The organism is Hymenobacter sp. (assembly GCF_036388155.1).
Taxonomy (GTDB): domain Bacteria; phylum Bacteroidota; class Bacteroidia; order Cytophagales; family Hymenobacteraceae; genus Hymenobacter.
In genome coordinates, this window is record NZ_DASVSI010000086.1 from 1 (window position 1) to 14,841 (window position 14,841).

Annotated in this window: 10 protein-coding genes; 7 read left to right on the forward strand and 3 right to left on the reverse strand. The window is 63.4% G+C overall.

Features of this window, described 5'->3' with window-relative positions:
* The 7 genes from VF629_RS11840 to VF629_RS11870 all read left to right on the forward strand — a co-directional run.
* Positions 1-162 (forward strand): cytochrome c oxidase subunit 3 (locus tag VF629_RS11840; protein ID WP_331058733.1); only part of this gene is annotated, 162 nt, incomplete at its 5' end.
* Between the two features lie 96 nt (positions 163-258).
* Positions 259-603 (forward strand): cytochrome C oxidase subunit IV family protein, encoded by a 345-nt coding sequence (locus tag VF629_RS11845; protein WP_331058691.1) that lies wholly within the window; start codon positions 259-261, stop codon positions 601-603.
* A gap of 3 nt (positions 604-606) precedes the next feature.
* Positions 607-1,281 carry a hypothetical protein gene (locus VF629_RS11850; RefSeq protein ID WP_331058692.1) on the forward strand — a complete coding sequence of 225 codons (675 nt, stop codon included), beginning with the start codon at positions 607-609 and terminating at the stop codon, positions 1,279-1,281.
* Positions 1,265-1,840 carry a DUF420 domain-containing protein gene (locus VF629_RS11855; protein ID WP_331058693.1) on the forward strand — a complete coding sequence of 192 codons (576 nt, stop codon included), beginning with the start codon at positions 1,265-1,267 and terminating at the stop codon, positions 1,838-1,840. The genes VF629_RS11850 and VF629_RS11855 overlap by 17 nt, the downstream gene beginning before the upstream one ends.
* A 64-nt stretch (positions 1,841-1,904) precedes the next feature.
* Positions 1,905-2,150 carry a hypothetical protein gene (locus VF629_RS11860; protein ID WP_331058694.1) on the forward strand — a complete coding sequence of 82 codons (246 nt, stop codon included), beginning with the start codon at positions 1,905-1,907 and terminating at the stop codon, positions 2,148-2,150.
* A gap of 458 nt (positions 2,151-2,608) precedes the next feature.
* A complete protein-coding gene (locus VF629_RS11865; RefSeq protein WP_331058695.1) occupies positions 2,609-6,478 on the forward strand; it encodes a HAMP domain-containing sensor histidine kinase in 3,870 nt (1,289 codons plus the stop codon).
* 70 nt (positions 6,479-6,548) lie between these two features.
* Positions 6,549-10,370, forward strand: a complete 3,822-nt coding sequence (locus VF629_RS11870; protein WP_331058696.1) for a hypothetical protein — start codon at positions 6,549-6,551, stop codon at positions 10,368-10,370.
* Positions 10,371-10,398: 28 nt separating this feature from the next.
* On the opposite strand, the gene VF629_RS11875 is transcribed toward VF629_RS11870, so the two are convergent.
* The 3 genes from VF629_RS11875 to VF629_RS11885 all read right to left on the reverse strand — a co-directional run bounded on the left by VF629_RS11875 (position 10,399) and on the right by VF629_RS11885 (position 14,722).
* The gene (locus VF629_RS11875) at positions 10,399-11,013 is read right to left on the reverse strand and encodes a 3'-5' exonuclease (RefSeq protein WP_331058697.1); all 615 of its coding nucleotides are present in this window, start codon (positions 11,011-11,013) and stop codon (positions 10,399-10,401) included.
* Between the two features lie 263 nt (positions 11,014-11,276).
* Positions 11,277-12,731, reverse strand: a complete 1,455-nt coding sequence (locus tag VF629_RS11880; RefSeq protein ID WP_331058698.1) for a DUF6056 family protein — start codon at positions 12,729-12,731, stop codon at positions 11,277-11,279.
* Between the two features lie 20 nt (positions 12,732-12,751).
* A complete protein-coding gene (locus VF629_RS11885; RefSeq protein WP_331058699.1) occupies positions 12,752-14,722 on the reverse strand; it encodes a beta-N-acetylhexosaminidase in 1,971 nt (656 codons plus the stop codon).
* Between the last annotated feature and the right edge of the window lie 119 nt (positions 14,723-14,841).

The window sequence follows — 14,841 nt, forward strand, 5'->3', positions numbered from 1 at the left end:
GTGTTCTCAGGTGTCTGCTTGCTGGTGTGGTGTTTCATTGCCACCACCAACGGCACGTTCCATAAGCGTGGCCACTACGAGATGATTGAAAAAATCGGCCTCTACTGGCACTTTGTGGACTTGGTGTGGGTATTTGTGTTCACCTTCTTCTACCTTGTTTAATCCTTATTTTATGAGTTAAGAGTGACCGATTGGGGTTGTCCAGATTACAACCTGTTCAATCCGAAACTCATAATTCACAACTCATAACCCAACAAAATGGCCGCGCACGCAACCACTGACCAAGAACTCGCCCCCGGCGAAATTGCCAAGCCGAACACCGGTTGGATTTGGAAAACCTTTCTCATCCTCGTCGCTATTACGGCGGTAGAATTCGTATTTGTGTTCTTTATGGATGCAGGCACCTTACGCAACAGCATCTTCATCGTTCTCACCATCCTGAAGGCCTTCTTCATTGTGGGAGAGTTCATGCACTTGAAGCATGAGACCAAAGGCTTGATTTGGACCATTCTGGTGCCTACCTCTTTGCTGGTGTGGTTGCTGGTGGCCCTGGTAACCGAAGGTTCCTACGTCGGCGAAGTGCTGCAAAACATGTTTAAATAGCCGATGCGGCCCCGCCAAACCCTATTGCTGGGGCTGCTGCTATTGGTGCCGGTACTGGCTTTTCTGTTTCTCTTCAGCTTCGGCACCAACCGTTACGCGCTGCCCACTTACCTGCCCGACCGCGTGGATTCCACGCAGGTAGGGGGGATGTGGCGGCGCGATACTGTTTTCCACCAAATCGCGCCGTTCCGACTGCCGGCCTCTACGGGCCGCGAAGTGAGCAGCGAAGAGTTGAGCAAAGGGCTGTACATAGCCCAATTCTACGGCGACGACGCTGCCAGTGCCAGCGTGGCCCGGGCATTGCTGCGGGTGCAGGAGAAATTCCGGAAAGAACCAAGAGTGCGCCTGGTGACGTTTGTATTGGACGGCGGCAAAAAGGAAGATGCATCCCTGACACGCTTGGCCGAGCAGTACGGCACGATTGCCGGGAAATGGTTTTTCCTCGCTGGCCCCCCCGACACGCTGCGCCGGCTGACGCAACGGGAGTTCCGGCTCACGAGCGACCCCAAGCGGTTGCCCGGGGCCGTTTATACCGCCAACATCCCCGCCGGCCGCTTGTTGTTAGTTGACAACCAGCGGCAAGTGCGCGGTATCTACGACGGTACCGATGGCCGCGAAATAGACCGATTACTCACGGAGATTACCGTGCAGCTCTACGATTATGAACACCCCCACTGAACAATTGCACCCCCCGGTGCTGGCCGCCGGCGACTACACGCGCTACAAAATCATCCTTGGTACACTGGGTGTGGTGGTGCCTTTGCTGGTAGCCGTGCTTTTCTACTTCAAAGGCCTGTTCAAAATAGATGGGGCCGACGTGTACCTCCGCTCGCTACCGGCCGTCAACGCGGCCCTGAATTCGCTGACGGCGGTGGCGCTGCTGGTGGGTTTCTACTTCATTCGGCAGAAAAATGTGCTGGCGCATCGGGCTTCCATGGGCACGGCCTTTGCGCTCGGTGGGTTGTTTCTGCTGTCGTACGTGGCGTACCATTCGCAAGTGGATAGCACGCATTTTGGGGGCGTTGGTGCGGCCCGGTACGTGTACTTCTTCCTGTTGCTCTCGCACATTGCGTTGGCGATAGTAACGGTGGGCTTGGTGTTATTCACGCTGTATTTTGCGCTCACGGGCCAATATACCAAGCACAAGTCTATTGCCCGTTGGACGTTTCCCATCTGGCTGTACGTCTCGGTTACGGGCGTAATTGTGTACTTTATGATTGCCCCGTATTACGCCTAGCGTAATCCCGCGGAGTCTGTCATGCTCCGCGGAAACTTTGCTTCAGCCCTAGTGTTCTATCAATATGAAAAAGACCTTTTTTGCCTTGTTCCTGGGCGTATTGCTAAGCCTCGCTCCGATGGCGGTTAGTGCGCAATGCGTCATGTGTAAGTCGCAGGTAGAGTCGGCGCGCCAAGAGCGTGACGACTACGACGTGGCGGGCCTTAACAAAGGCATTGTGTACATGATGACCGTGCCTTACCTGCTGATGGGCGCCATCGGGTATTTCTGGTACCGCCGGACGCATCCCAAAGTGGCTCCTAAGAAGTAGTGGCCGTTCCGCAGTCTTCGCTGCTGGCGTTGCTCGCCCTAGGAAGGGGCTGCCGTACTTTTTGGGCCATGACCCCGACGCGTGGGTTTACGCGGCGGTATTGGCTCTAACTACTTTTATGTTTCGATTTGCCCCGGCGGTAATGCTTTACGCATTCGGCGGGTCTTGTTTTGGGCCTCGCAACGGCAAATCGTTCAAGTAGATGCCATGAATCTATTTTTCGGAAAATGATGCCGCCGCAAGGCGGCATTTTTCGTTAGGCTTGGATTTTGCAGGGTGCCTGTTTGTAAAGACGATAGGTTAAACGGGTAGCTCAGCAGCAGTGCAGCAAAATCTACCGTTATTCGACTTTTGTCGTGGTTACTGGTATTTACTCGAACCATGATTGCCTTTGAGTTGAGGCCCCAGTTTCCCAATGACCTTCATTTTTGCGCTTGCTTTCTAACCCCGGCAACTCTGTGATTCAACTTCCCGCGTGGCGTCGTTTGCCTTGGCTGTTGCTGCTCGCGGCTGCGATTTGTTTTGGCGGGGGCTATTTGGCTAGTCGCTATGCGCAAACGCCTGGCGTGGTGCAGCGCACCGACCTCAAACGGCTGCGGCAACTGGTGCGGGAGGCCGAAATCACCGCTCATCAGGAAGCTGATACCGTGGCCGCGCAGCTGGCAAAAGGGAATTACAGCTTCCGCGAGCTGCTCACCCAAACCACCTACCCGGTATGCGTACTGGAAAACAACGTGCTGCGCTACTGGTCGGATGCTACGTTACGACCCGAAAACGAAGCCAACGGCACCGCTACCGAGCAATTGGTGGAAAGCCCGGTTGGGCATTTTTTGCTGTTGCGTCGCCCCGCCGGCCGCTTTGTAATCCTTACTTACGTTCCCCTGGAGCGGAAATACCGCATCAGCAATCGGTACTTGCGGGAAGGCGGCGAAAAAGGACTGTTCCGGGGGCTAGAGCTGCAAATAACTGCCGACAGCACCGCCAGCGGCGGGCGCTTCGAGTCGGCCGAAGGTCGCTACTTGTTCTCCATCAAACGCCTGCAGCCCAACCCTCTTACCGGGCAATACGTCCCACTTGCGCTCTTGGCCTTGGGCAGCTTGCTGTATGCGGCGGGCTGGCTGCTGCTGGCACTGCGCTGGTGGCGGGCGGGCCGTCCCACGGCGGCCATAACGGCCTTGGTATTGCCGCTGCTGGTGCTGCGGGCCACCTTGCTCTATCAGGGCCTGCCGTACTCTTTTATTGAATTGGCGTTGTTCGACCCCCGGGTTTACGCGGCTTCTTGGTGGGCGCCTACGCTGGGCGACTTGCTGCTCAACGCGGGCATGGCCCTGCTGGCGGCGGCGGGAGCAGCGGCCCTGTGGCAGCAGCAGCGCGTGTTGGCACGCGTGTGGGTGCCGCGTACGCCTGCGGGGCAGGCTGTGGCGGTCGCGGCCATTGGGGCTGCTTTCTGCGGCTGGTCGGCGCTGCTGTTCACGTACTACACCACGGCTTTTGGCAGCACACAGCTCAGCCTGGACGTCACCCGCAACCTGCAGATAACCGGGTTTTGGGTGCTGCTGGCGCTGGCGGTGCTCATGCACACCGCCGCGTGGCTGGTCGGCTTTTTTGGCCTGACGCAGTTGGCCGGCGCCTTGCTCCAGCACGTTTCGCGGCGAATGTTGTTGCTGGGCCCGGCCCTGGCGGCCGTCCCGGTGCTGGGTGCGGGCCTGGCCTGGGGGCTGCCCTGGCTGTTGCTGGCCGCGGTGTTGTTGCTGTTTGCGGCGTTGGTGCGGGCCGCAAACCTGCGGGTGGCCCCTACAACCGGCAGTTACCAGGCCTCGGTGCTCATCGTTTTGCTGCTGGCGCTCACGTCGGCCACGGGCGCCCTGGCGCTGTACGCACACTTTGAGAAGCAGCTGCTGGTGGACAAGCAGCGGCTGGCGGGCAACCTGCTAATCGATAACGACCTGGAGGGTGAATACTTGTTGGGCGTGCAGATGCGAGCCATCGCGGCCGACCCCTTTGTGCGGCGCTCCCTCTCCGCCGCTTTTGGGCAGCCCGAAGCCGTGCGCGAACGAATTGCCCGGCAGTACTTGGGCGAGTATTTTGATAAATACGAAAGCAGCATCACGCTCTACGACGAAGCCGGCGACCCGTTGGGTGCCGTGCCAGGTACGCCCAACCTAGTGGTCGCGCGCACCGAGCTAGAGCGCATTGCCACGCCCACGGCCCAGCAAGGCGTTTACCTGGTTCACTCCGAAAACCCGTTTAGCTCGCGGCGCTACGTGGCGCACATCACGGTGCCGGGTACGCGGGTCAACGGTTTTGGCCTTCCCTTGGGAGGGGTGCGGGTGGAGCTTACGCTCAAGAAACTCACCACCTACAGCGTGTTGCCAGAGCTGCTCGTCGACCAAAAATTCTTTCAGCCCGCGCTGGCCACCGAGCTTAGCTACGCGGGCTACAACCACGGCCGGCTGGTGTACAGCGAGGGCGATTTTGACTACGCCAACCGCTTGCCGGCCGCGCTGCTGGGCGAGCCCCGCCTCTACGAAAGCGGCATCAGCCGCCGGGGCTACCACCATTACGCCGTGCAGGGCTCCCAAGACCGGATAGTGGTGGTGACCACCGCCACGTATTCGCCGGGCGACTGGCTGGCCAACTTCTCGTTCCAGTTTCTGCTCTCGTCCTTGGTGTGGCTGCTGGTAAGCGGGCTGGTGTTGCTGAGCCGGGGGCAAGCTGCGCCGCGGCTGCGCCTCAACTTCAGTACCCGAATCCAGCTATTGCTGAACGTGGGCATTGTGGTGCCGCTGTTGGTGGTGAGCGTGGCCACGGCCAGTCAGCTCATTGCTTCTTACCAGCGCGATTTGGCCCGCACCTACGAGCGGCGCGGCCAGTTGGCCCTCGAGAGCCTGCGGCGCCAGCGGCATTTGCTGTCTGATAGCACGGCACGCCCCACGCTGGCCGCGTTGGCTAAAAATGTGGCTTCGCTCACCGAAACCGACCTCAACCTTTACGACGCGCACGGCGATTTTTTGGCCAGCAGCCAGCCGCTCATCTTCGACGCGGGCTTGCTGGGCCCGCTGCTGAACCCGCAAGCCGTGGTGGACCTGCGCGAGCGCAACCGGCCGCGCGCCTTGCTCACGGAGCGCGCCGGGTCGCTCTCCTTCAATGCCCTGTACCTGCCCGTACGGGCCGGGGTGGGAGAGGAGGTGGTGGCCGATTTGGGCGGGCACAGCATCGCAAACGGCCCTGCCGCTCCATCGTCAAGCGCCAAAATTAGACCGGTCACCCGGCAATCAGCCGATGCTAGTGCCAGCGACGACACGGCCCTGCCCACGGGCCCCATCCTGGGCTACATCGGCATTCCGTTTTTTGATTCGGAGAAGGAGCTGAATACCAAGCTCACGGAGCTGTTTAGCACCATTCTCAACATCTTCACCCTGATGTTCTTGCTGTTTTTGGGGCTGGCGTTTGTGGCGGCGCGGCAGCTCACGGCGCCCCTCAAGCTCATCACCGAAAAGCTGACACAGACCACCCTGACGGGTGAAAACGAGCTGCTGGACTACCGCAGCTCCGACGACGAAATCGGCCTGCTGGTGCGCGAGTACAACGCCATGCTCACCAAGCTGGAGGCCAGCAAGCGCGAGCTTGCCGCCCAGGAAAAGGAAGCCGCCTGGCGCGAAATGGCCCGGCAGGTGGCCCACGAAATCAAAAACCCGCTCACGCCCATGAAGCTGAGCCTGCAATTCCTGCAAAAAGCCATTGCCGAGCGCCGCCCCAACGCGGAGGAGCTCATCGGGCGCATTTCCCAAACACTCATCACCCAAATCGACGTGCTGAGCGACATCGCCACCTCGTTCAGCACCTTCACCAACCTGCCGGCCATGCGGCCCGAGCGGCTGGACGTGGCCGCTGTGCTGCGCCGCTGCGCCTCTCTGCACCAGCCCGATGCCGCCGATGGCGCCCTGGAGCTGCACTTGCCGCCCGATGCCGAAACCGGCCGTTACGTGGTGTTCGCCGACGAGAACCTGCTGGTGCGCACCTTCAACAACCTGCTGATAAACGCCCGCCAGGCCGTGCCGGCCGGCCGCGAGCCGCACATCGACGTGTCGTTGGTGCCGGCCAACGGCAGCCGCGTACGCGTGGCCATCCGCGACAACGGCGCCGGCATTCCCGACGAAGTGCGCGAAAAAGTATTCGTGCCGAATTTCACCACCAAGGAAACCGGTTCGGGCATTGGCTTGGCCGTGGCCAAGCGCGGCATCGAGAGCGCTGGGGGCCAAATCTGGTTTGAGACGGAAGTGGGCACGGGAACGGATTTTTTCATCGAGCTGCCGCTGGCGGGGTAATGGGTTGCCCTGCATTTCAGGCACGAAAGCGTAGCTTCTCCCGTTACCTGGTAAACCCGACCTTTACTGCATGATTCGTCGTTTACGCCTGTGCTTTCCCTTTGCGGGCCTGCTGGTTGCGGCGCTGATGGTGGTAAGCGGTTGGGCCGCGGCGCAGGTGCGCCCCGCACCCAGGGGCGAGGCCCCGCCACCTAGTACCCGGCGGTGCCGCTACGTGCGGCTGGAGGCGGGCCGCGACACCACGTATTTTGCCCTGCCCGACACGCTGACCGTGGTGCCGTCTTCGGTGCTGGCCGGCGGGCGCGGCCTGGACTACGACGGGCGCACTGAGCAGTTTCGCTGGATTCGGCCTGCCCCGCGCGACAGCACCGGGGCGCCGCTGCCCGACTCGTTGGAGGTGTGCTACCGGGTGCTGCCGCTGCGGTTGTCGGCGGCGCGCTACCGCCGGCCCATTGGCCTGATGGACAGCCTGAGCTTTCGGCGCGATGCCATGCGGTTCGACGATTTCTCGGTGAAGGAGCAGATTCTGAGCACGCCGGGCATCAACAAAACCGGTAACCTGGCGCGGGGCATCAGCTTTGGCAATACCCAGAACGTGTTTGTGAACTCCGCGCTAAACCTGCAGCTGGAAGGGCAGCTGGCGGAAAACATTCACCTCACGGCCGCCATCAGCGACCAGAACGTGCCGTTTCAGCCCGAGGGCAACACCCAGCAGCTGCAGCAGTTCGACAAGATATACCTCACCCTCATCAACCCCAACTGGAACCTGACCGCCGGCGACGTGGTGCTGCGCAACAAGCCCGACTACTTCCTGCGCTACTACAAAAACGTGCAGGGTGCCGCTGCTGAGGCCAATATTGGCCCGCCGCTGGTGGGGTTGTCGGGGCTGGGGGCCGCGCCGGGCGTGTCGAATGCCGTGTTTTTGGGCGGGCAGCCTGGCCAGGTGCCCAGCGGCTTGCCTGCGGGGCCGTCGCCGGCTACGCTCAACCCGCCGGCCATCAGCCAGCCCCAACTCACTGACCCCAACCGGCAAGCACCCAACGGCGTCGGCTTGCCATCGCTGCAGGGGGACACCGCAGCCGTAACGGGAGCCGTGACCGGAGCCGTCGTCACCGATGCGGGCGTGCGCAAGGGGCTGGTGTGGCGCTCCTCGACCACCGTGGCGGGCGGCGTGGCCAAGGGAAAGTTTGCGAGCATCGACGTGCCGCCCATCGAGAACGTGCAGGGGCCGTACCGCCTCAACGGGCCCAACGGCGAGCAGTTCATCATCGTGCTGGCCAACTCGGAGCGGGTGTATTTGGATGGCCGGCTGCAAACCCGGGGCTTCGACGCCGACTACACCATCGACTACAACCTGGCCGAGGTCACGTTTACGCCGCGCCACCTCATCACCCGCAACTCCCGGATTAAGATTGATTTCGAGTACTCGGACCTCAACTATGCCCGCTCGCTGGTGGCCGCCAGCCACTACCAGCAGCTGGGCAAGCTGAGCGTGCGCGGCAACTTCTACCAGGAAGCCGACAACCCCAACAACGCCCCCAACCTCGGCCTCGACAGCACCTTACGGAGGCAATTGCGGCAGGCCGGCAACGTGGCCTTTGGCGAAACCGATGGCGCCGTGCAGGTTCCGTACAACCGCACGCAGGTCTTCTACCGCCGCGACCCAACGACCGGGCGCTACGCCCGCGCCGTGGGGGCCGACACGCTGGGCGTGGTGTACTCGGTGTCGTTTACGGACGTGGGGGAGGGCAACGGGGAGTACCGCTTGTCCACCACCAACACCGACGTGACCAGCAACGGCCGCGTGTACGAATACGCGACCTCGGGGCCGGGCCGGCGCTACCGGCCCATCCGGCGCATTCCCACGCCGCTGCTCAAGCAGATGGTGACCGGCGGCGTGAGCTACCAGCTGGACAGCAGCATGACGGTGTTTTTCGACGCCGCCCGCTCGCGGCTCGACCGCAACCGCTTCTCGACGGCCAGCGACCAGGACGGCGCCATGCGTATGGGCTACGTGGTGCAAGACCGGGAGCTGCCCGCGGCGCTCAACGTGGGCCTGCTGCGGGGCTACCGCCTGCGCTCCACCCTGGACTACGAGTACACCGGCAAGCGCTTTGCGCCGATTGACCGCTACCGCGACATTGAATTTGACCGCAACTGGAGCGCCGCCAGCACCGTGCAGGGCAACGCCACCGGCCAAGTGGCCCGCACGGACAACATCTTCAACTTCAGCGTGGGCGTGGCCAAAGACGCGGCCAACAACGTGAACTACCGCCTGAGCCGCCGCTACCGCCCGGGCGAGGTGCAAGGCCTGCAGCACTGGCTGGATGCGGCCCAGAAGCTGGGCAACCTGGAGTTGCGCGGCTCCTTGTTTGTGCTCGATGCCGACGCGGGCCGGTTCCATTCCGACTGGGCCCGGGGCGAAGCCACCGGCCGCTTCGTGGGCGGCAACATCGTGCCGGGCTACGCCTACCGCTTCGACAAAAACCGCGTCAGTTCCACCAGCACCGACACCATCCGCTCGGCCAATTACTTCGACGAGCACAACGTCTTCATCCAAAGCCGCGACTCGGCCCGCACCCAGTTTCGGCTCGACTATAGCTACCGCCGCGACCAAACGCCCAACCCGGAGCAAACCGCCCTGCAGCGGCGCGGCACCGCCCAAACCTGGCAGGGCACGCTGGCTTCGCGCCTGGGCAAAACCCAGGACTTGCGCCTGCTGGCCACCTACCGCGACTTGGATTCGCTGGGCCTGGCCCGCAACCGCACGGTGCTGGGCCAGTTGTTTTACAACGTGAACCTGCTGCAAAACCAGATTCGCTCCGAACTCAACTACAGCGTGGCCACCGGCCGCGAGCTCAAGCGCGACTACTCGTTTCTGGCCGTGCCGGCGGGCCAGGGCACGCACTACTACGCCGGCGACGCCGATGCCGACGGCCAGCAGGACAAGGACGAATTTTTCGAGGCCCAAACCCCGGATGCGCAGTTTCGCACCTACATCAAAGTGTACCTGCCCACGTTGGACTACATCACGGCGTTCACCAACCGGCTGGGCTACCGCCTCACCACGGCGGCCCCGCGCGGTTGGCGCGAAGCCGGCGGTTGGCGCGCGGTGGTGTCGCGGTTTGCCACCCTCACCAGCGTGACCGTGGACCGCCGCACCACCGACCCCAAGCTGCTTTCGCGCCTCAGCCCCTTCAGCTACGACAAAGAGGACCCCCAACTACTGGCTTTCAACCAGTTGGTGCGCAATACGCTGTATTTCAATCGTTCCAACCCCATCTTTGGCTCGGAGTTCACGGTGCAGCAAACCCAGCAGAAAACCCTGCTCGCCCAAGGCTCGGACCTGCGCAACCTGAGCACGCAGAGCCTGCTGGTGCGGCGCACCCTGGCCACCTCGTTCACGGGCCGCATCACCGGCGCGCGCGACATCCGCGAGGCCACCAGCGACTACCTGCTCAACCGCAACTACCGCCTGCTGATTTACAGCATCCAGCCCGAAATCAGCTACCAGCCCACGCCCTCGCTGCGCCTCACCGGCACCTACTTGCACACCCGCAAGCAAAACACCCTGGAAATTGAAAACGCCGAGCTCAACCCCGGCATTTTCGACGAACTGGGCATCGAAACGCGCCTCAGTCAGGTGAACAAACGCACCGTTACGGCGGGCACCCGCTACACCCGCGTGCGTTTCGACGGCACCAACCCCAATTCGCTCGTCGCCATCGAAATCCTCAACGCCCTGCGCCCCGGCAGCAACTTCACCTGGAACCTCAACATGGAGCAGCGCCTCAGCAACGGCCTGAACATCACGCTGGCCTACGACGGCCGCAAAGCCAGCGGCCTCAACACCGTACACACCGGCCGCATGCAGGTGGCGGTGCTGTTTTAGGGTCTGAAAACAAGTATCACTCTGCTGCCTAAACCAAGCGGGAATAGGCCATCTTCGCCGCCCGCGCAGCCAGTCCAGCCGTCAGCTCGCGCTGCTTGAAGCACAGCGGCAGCGGCGTGTCCGACTGCAAGGCCCGCACGGTAATTTCGGCGCAGGCCCGGGCGTCGCTCAGCGCGTCGTGGTGGTTGAGCGGAATGCCGAAATGCGCGGCCACGTGGTCCAGCTTGTGGCGCTCGAGGTGCGGCCAGGCCACTTTGGACAACTTTACCGAGCACAGGCAATGGAAGGGGGGCACGGGCATGCCGAAGTCGCGCAGGGAGTGTTCCAGCACGCTCACGTCGAAGGCCGAATTGTGCGCCGCCACGGGCTGGCAGTGCAGGTAGGGCAGCAAGTCCTCCCACACGTCGGCAATGGTGGGCGCGTCGTGCAGCTGGGCTTCGGCAATGCCGTGAACCTGGTAGTTGCGCCAGTCCACGCGCAGCTCGCGGGGCCGCAGAAGCGTCTGGAATGTTTCCACAATTTGCCCGCCTTGCACGCGCACCACGCCCACGGCGCAGGCACTGGCCCGGCGCTCGTTGGCGGTTTCGAAGTCGATGGCCGTGAAGTTGAGGGCCGCCAGGGCTTGGGTAATGGTTGCTTGCATAATACCGGGAAGATAGTAGGCGCTGGGCTTAACGAGGAATGAGAAGTGGGAAATGAAGGATTATTACCGGCGGTGCTGGCGCGCGTCTGGGACGCGTGCCGACTGGTTTCGAGCCTCTGGCTCGCCGCCTGAACGAGGCCCGAACGACTCCCAAACGGCGCGGCCGGGGGCGTTTTCAACGCCCGCATAGTCGGCACGCGTCACAGACGCGCGCCAGCATCGGTCTGGTGGTCGATTCCGCCCGTCGGCTTGTTCTTTCCTCCTCATTCCTCAGTAAGCGCAGCGTCACAGCACACGTCAGGCACCTCGAAGTAGCGTTCCATCACGCCGTTGATGTTGCCTTCGCAGCCTGTGGTGAGGTCAATGTCAAATTCGATGTCGGAGCTGAACTGACGCAGCGGCACGAGCACCCGCCCGTAGGGCAGGCGCAGAGGCGGTAGTACCACCACGGGTTCGCCCACCCGCCGCGCCGTGCGAAGCCGGGCGAAGCGGGCCTGCATCTGCGCATCAAACGGCGCCGCGCTGACCCACAGCTCCCGCCAGGCTTCGGGCACGTGGCCAAAACTGAACAGCGCAGCCACCAATAAGCTGATAACTCCGCCACCGAGCCGCTGCCAGTGCCCTGACGGGGCGAACTGCTGCCCCGCAACCCACCCCAGCGCGGCCACTCCCATGAGCATTGCCAGCAGGATTTCATTCTGAGCCCGCATGAGCGGGGCGCCCACCGTCAGGTAGCGAAACAGCACAAAGCCGCTGCCATATAATGCCCCAAAGGCCGCCAGCACTGCCCACCACTGCCGGCGAGATAGGGACAGCACTTGCCCGGCGGCTCTTTGCTGGAAGCCCAGCCACCCGCCCGTAGCTGCTGCGGCCAACAGGCTCAGCGAGACCATGGGTTTAGCCAGAAAAAGTACGGCAGATAACGCGGCCCGCGGCAGGAGCACCAGCCAGCGGTAAGTGTGCAGCGGGTCGGGCGGGGCCATGACACGGGCGCGCTCCCAATTGCCAGGAGCCAGCACGGCCACGGCCGTGGCGGCAGCGCCCACGGCCAGCCACAGCCACAATTTGGGCCGCTCGGCTCGCGGCAGGGTGTAGCCGAGCATGGCCAGCAGCGGCACGGCCTGCACGAGCGTTAATTCATTGCCCACCAGCGCCAGCACCAGGGGAACGCAAGCCCAACCGGCACTCCGCCACCGGGCAGCCTCTGGCCCCCAGGCTGCTCGCAACGCCAGGGCCAGGAAGTTGAGCAGGCCAATGAGGGGAATTTGGTACGCAACGGCCCCGCAAAACCAGTACAGAAAGGAAAAGGGCGCCGGGGCCGCGTTGCAGAACAGCGCCAGCAGCAGGCCGGCAGCCCACCCGGCCGTGCCCCAGGAGCACCGCCCTCGCAGCGCCGTGCGAAAGAAGGCGCGCAGAAAATGCGCCATGCTGGCCCACAGCAGCACCAGCAGCGCGGCGGCCACCGCCTTCACGCCGCCCAGCCAGCCGTAGGTGACGGGGTTGAGCACGGTCATGAAAAACGTGGAAGTGAAGCGGCCCGTCCACGTTGCAAACAGCCAGCTTTGCACGCCCCACGTGCCGTGCGCCCGCGTCCAATACGCGTTGCGGAAGTCATCGAAGAAGGGCTGGGTGAAGGCCGTCAGCAGCAGAAACGGCGCCACGGCCAACACCAGGGCCACGCGAAGAAAAAGCAGGCGCAGGCGACTAGAATCGAACACGTTTGCGGTTCCTCACGGCCCTAAATGCCCACCAGCTTGCGCGCACCTCGCACAATGGCCAACTCGGTTTGGCCGGCCGGCGCCTGGGCCGCGTCCAGGGTGGCGCGGGCACTTTTCAACCACGCCTCCGGGGCTTTTTGGCCGGCCTGCAGCTGCGTGAGGCGCTCCAGCAGCAACGTGGCCACAGCCGAGAGGCGGGTGGAAAGCGGCCCGTATTCCTGCAGCGAAGGATTGAGCGACAGCAGCGGCTGCAGCAGCGCGTCGTTGGCTTGCCAGCGTTGCAACTGCGCCCGCAGCGCGCTTACCTGCCGCAGCGTAGCAGCCGTGCGGGCGGGCGCGGGCGTGTTGGTCAGCACCACGCTGTCGACCAGCGCGGCAAAGCGCCGGGCCACGTCCGACTCGGCGGGCGCGGCGTCGACCAGCCGGTTTAGGGGCGTTTGGGTGGTGTACTTGAAGCCCTGAAAGTGGCGCTTGTACTCTTTCACGGGCTCCAGCACTTCGGCCAGGGTGCGCAGGGGCACGGCGCTGGCCGGCGAGCCGGCCAGCTGCACCAGCGCGGCGCTGGGGACGCTGCGGTGCCGCAAGCCCAGCGTTTCGAGTCGGGCCGACGTGGCGTCGAGGCGCCGGTACATGTCGGCCACGTTCTGGGTGGTGGCTTGCGGCGACCACAGCCGCTCGGCAACGGCGGCGGCCCGGGGCCAGATGCGCGATTCGATGATGACGGAGTCGGCAAATTCGGTCCACATGGTTGCCTCGCCGCCCAGCACCAGCTTCTGCTCGGCGGGGGTGAGGGGCGTGTCGGCCGGCAGTGGGTCGGAGGCGTAGTGCGAGGCGGCCGACAAGTTGAGGTCGATATAGTAGCCGTTGGACAGCAAAACCGGGTGGCCGAGCTTGGCGGCGTCGTTCAGGCCCTTTTTGCCGCGCCAGCTTTGAATAACGGCTTCCTTGGGCAAGTCGGGGCCCAGGATTTCGTCCCAGCCTATCATCGTCTTGCCGCGCTTTTGCAGCATGGCCAGCACGCGGCGGTTGAAGTAGGTTTGCAGCTGGTGCTTGTCGACGGTTTTGCCGTCGGCTTTCACCATGCCTTTTTCGCGCATAAACGCCACAATGCGCGGGTTGCGCCGCCATTGCCGCCCGTCGTTTTCATCGCCCCCGACGTGGAAATACGGGTCCGGAAACAGCGTCGTCATTTCCGTGAACAGCGAATCGAGCAGCGAATAAGTGGTTTCGCGGGTGGGGTCGATGGCAATGTTGAGCACGCCCCACTTGGGCGACACGCCGTAGGTTGAGTCGTTGGAAGCGAGGCGCGGGTAGGCCGCAATCCAGGCGGTGGTGTGGCCCGGCACGTCGAACTCCGGCACCACCCGGATGCCGCGGGCCGCCGCGTAGGCCAGCACGTCGCGCACCTCGGCCTGGGTGTAGTAGCCGTTGGCGCCGCCCACCTGGTGCAGCCGCGGCAGCACGTTGCTTTCCACCCGGAAGCCCTGGTCGTCGCTCAGGTGCCAGTGCAGCACGTTCAGCTTCACGGCCGCCATGGCGTCGAGGTTGCGCTTCATGACCGATACCGGCAGAAAGTGCCGCGCCGGGTCAATCAACAGCCCCCGCCACACAAAGCGCGGCTGGTCCAGGATGTCGACCTCGGGCAAGTAGCGCTGTTTTTTCTCGGTAACGGGGAGCTGTTCCAGCGTGGCCAGGGCCCGCAGCACGCCCAGGCTGGTAGGCGCGTCGATGGCCACGCCCATGGGCGTCACGCGCAGGCTGTAGCGTTCCTCGTCGAACTTCTCGGGCTGGCCCACGCGGCCGTAGCGAATTTGCAGCAGGGGGCCGGTGGCTGGCTCGGCGGGGCCCTGCAGGCGGGCGAGCAGGCGGCGGGCCGCGTCGCGCACGGCCGGGTCGGGCGTGGCGGGTAGCTGCAGCTTCAGCGGCGTTTTCAGGTTTAGCCGGCCCTTGCCCCAGCGCATTTCGCTGGGCACGGGCATCAGGGTATGCACGGGTTGTGCCGAGAGGGTTGCCAGGCTCAACCACGCCAGCAACCCACCAAAACAAAGCCAAAATCTCATCATCAAGGCAAAGTACGGACTCTGGGGTTCTGAAGCGGGCTGGTTCGGCG

Coding starts and splice junctions, on each gene's coding strand:
- VF629_RS11870 (WP_331058696.1), top strand. CDS start 6,549: ATGATTCGTCGTTTACGCCTGTGCTTTCCCTTTGCGGGCCTGCTGGTT.
- VF629_RS11860 (WP_331058694.1), top strand. CDS start 1,905: ATGAAAAAGACCTTTTTTGCCTTGTTCCTGGGCGTATTGCTAAGCCTC.
- VF629_RS11875 (WP_331058697.1), bottom strand. CDS start 11,013: ATGCAAGCAACCATTACCCAAGCCCTGGCGGCCCTCAACTTCACGGCC.
- VF629_RS11855 (WP_331058693.1), top strand. CDS start 1,265: ATGAACACCCCCACTGAACAATTGCACCCCCCGGTGCTGGCCGCCGGC.
- VF629_RS11850 (WP_331058692.1), top strand. CDS start 607: ATGCGGCCCCGCCAAACCCTATTGCTGGGGCTGCTGCTATTGGTGCCG.
- VF629_RS11845 (WP_331058691.1), top strand. CDS start 259: ATGGCCGCGCACGCAACCACTGACCAAGAACTCGCCCCCGGCGAAATT.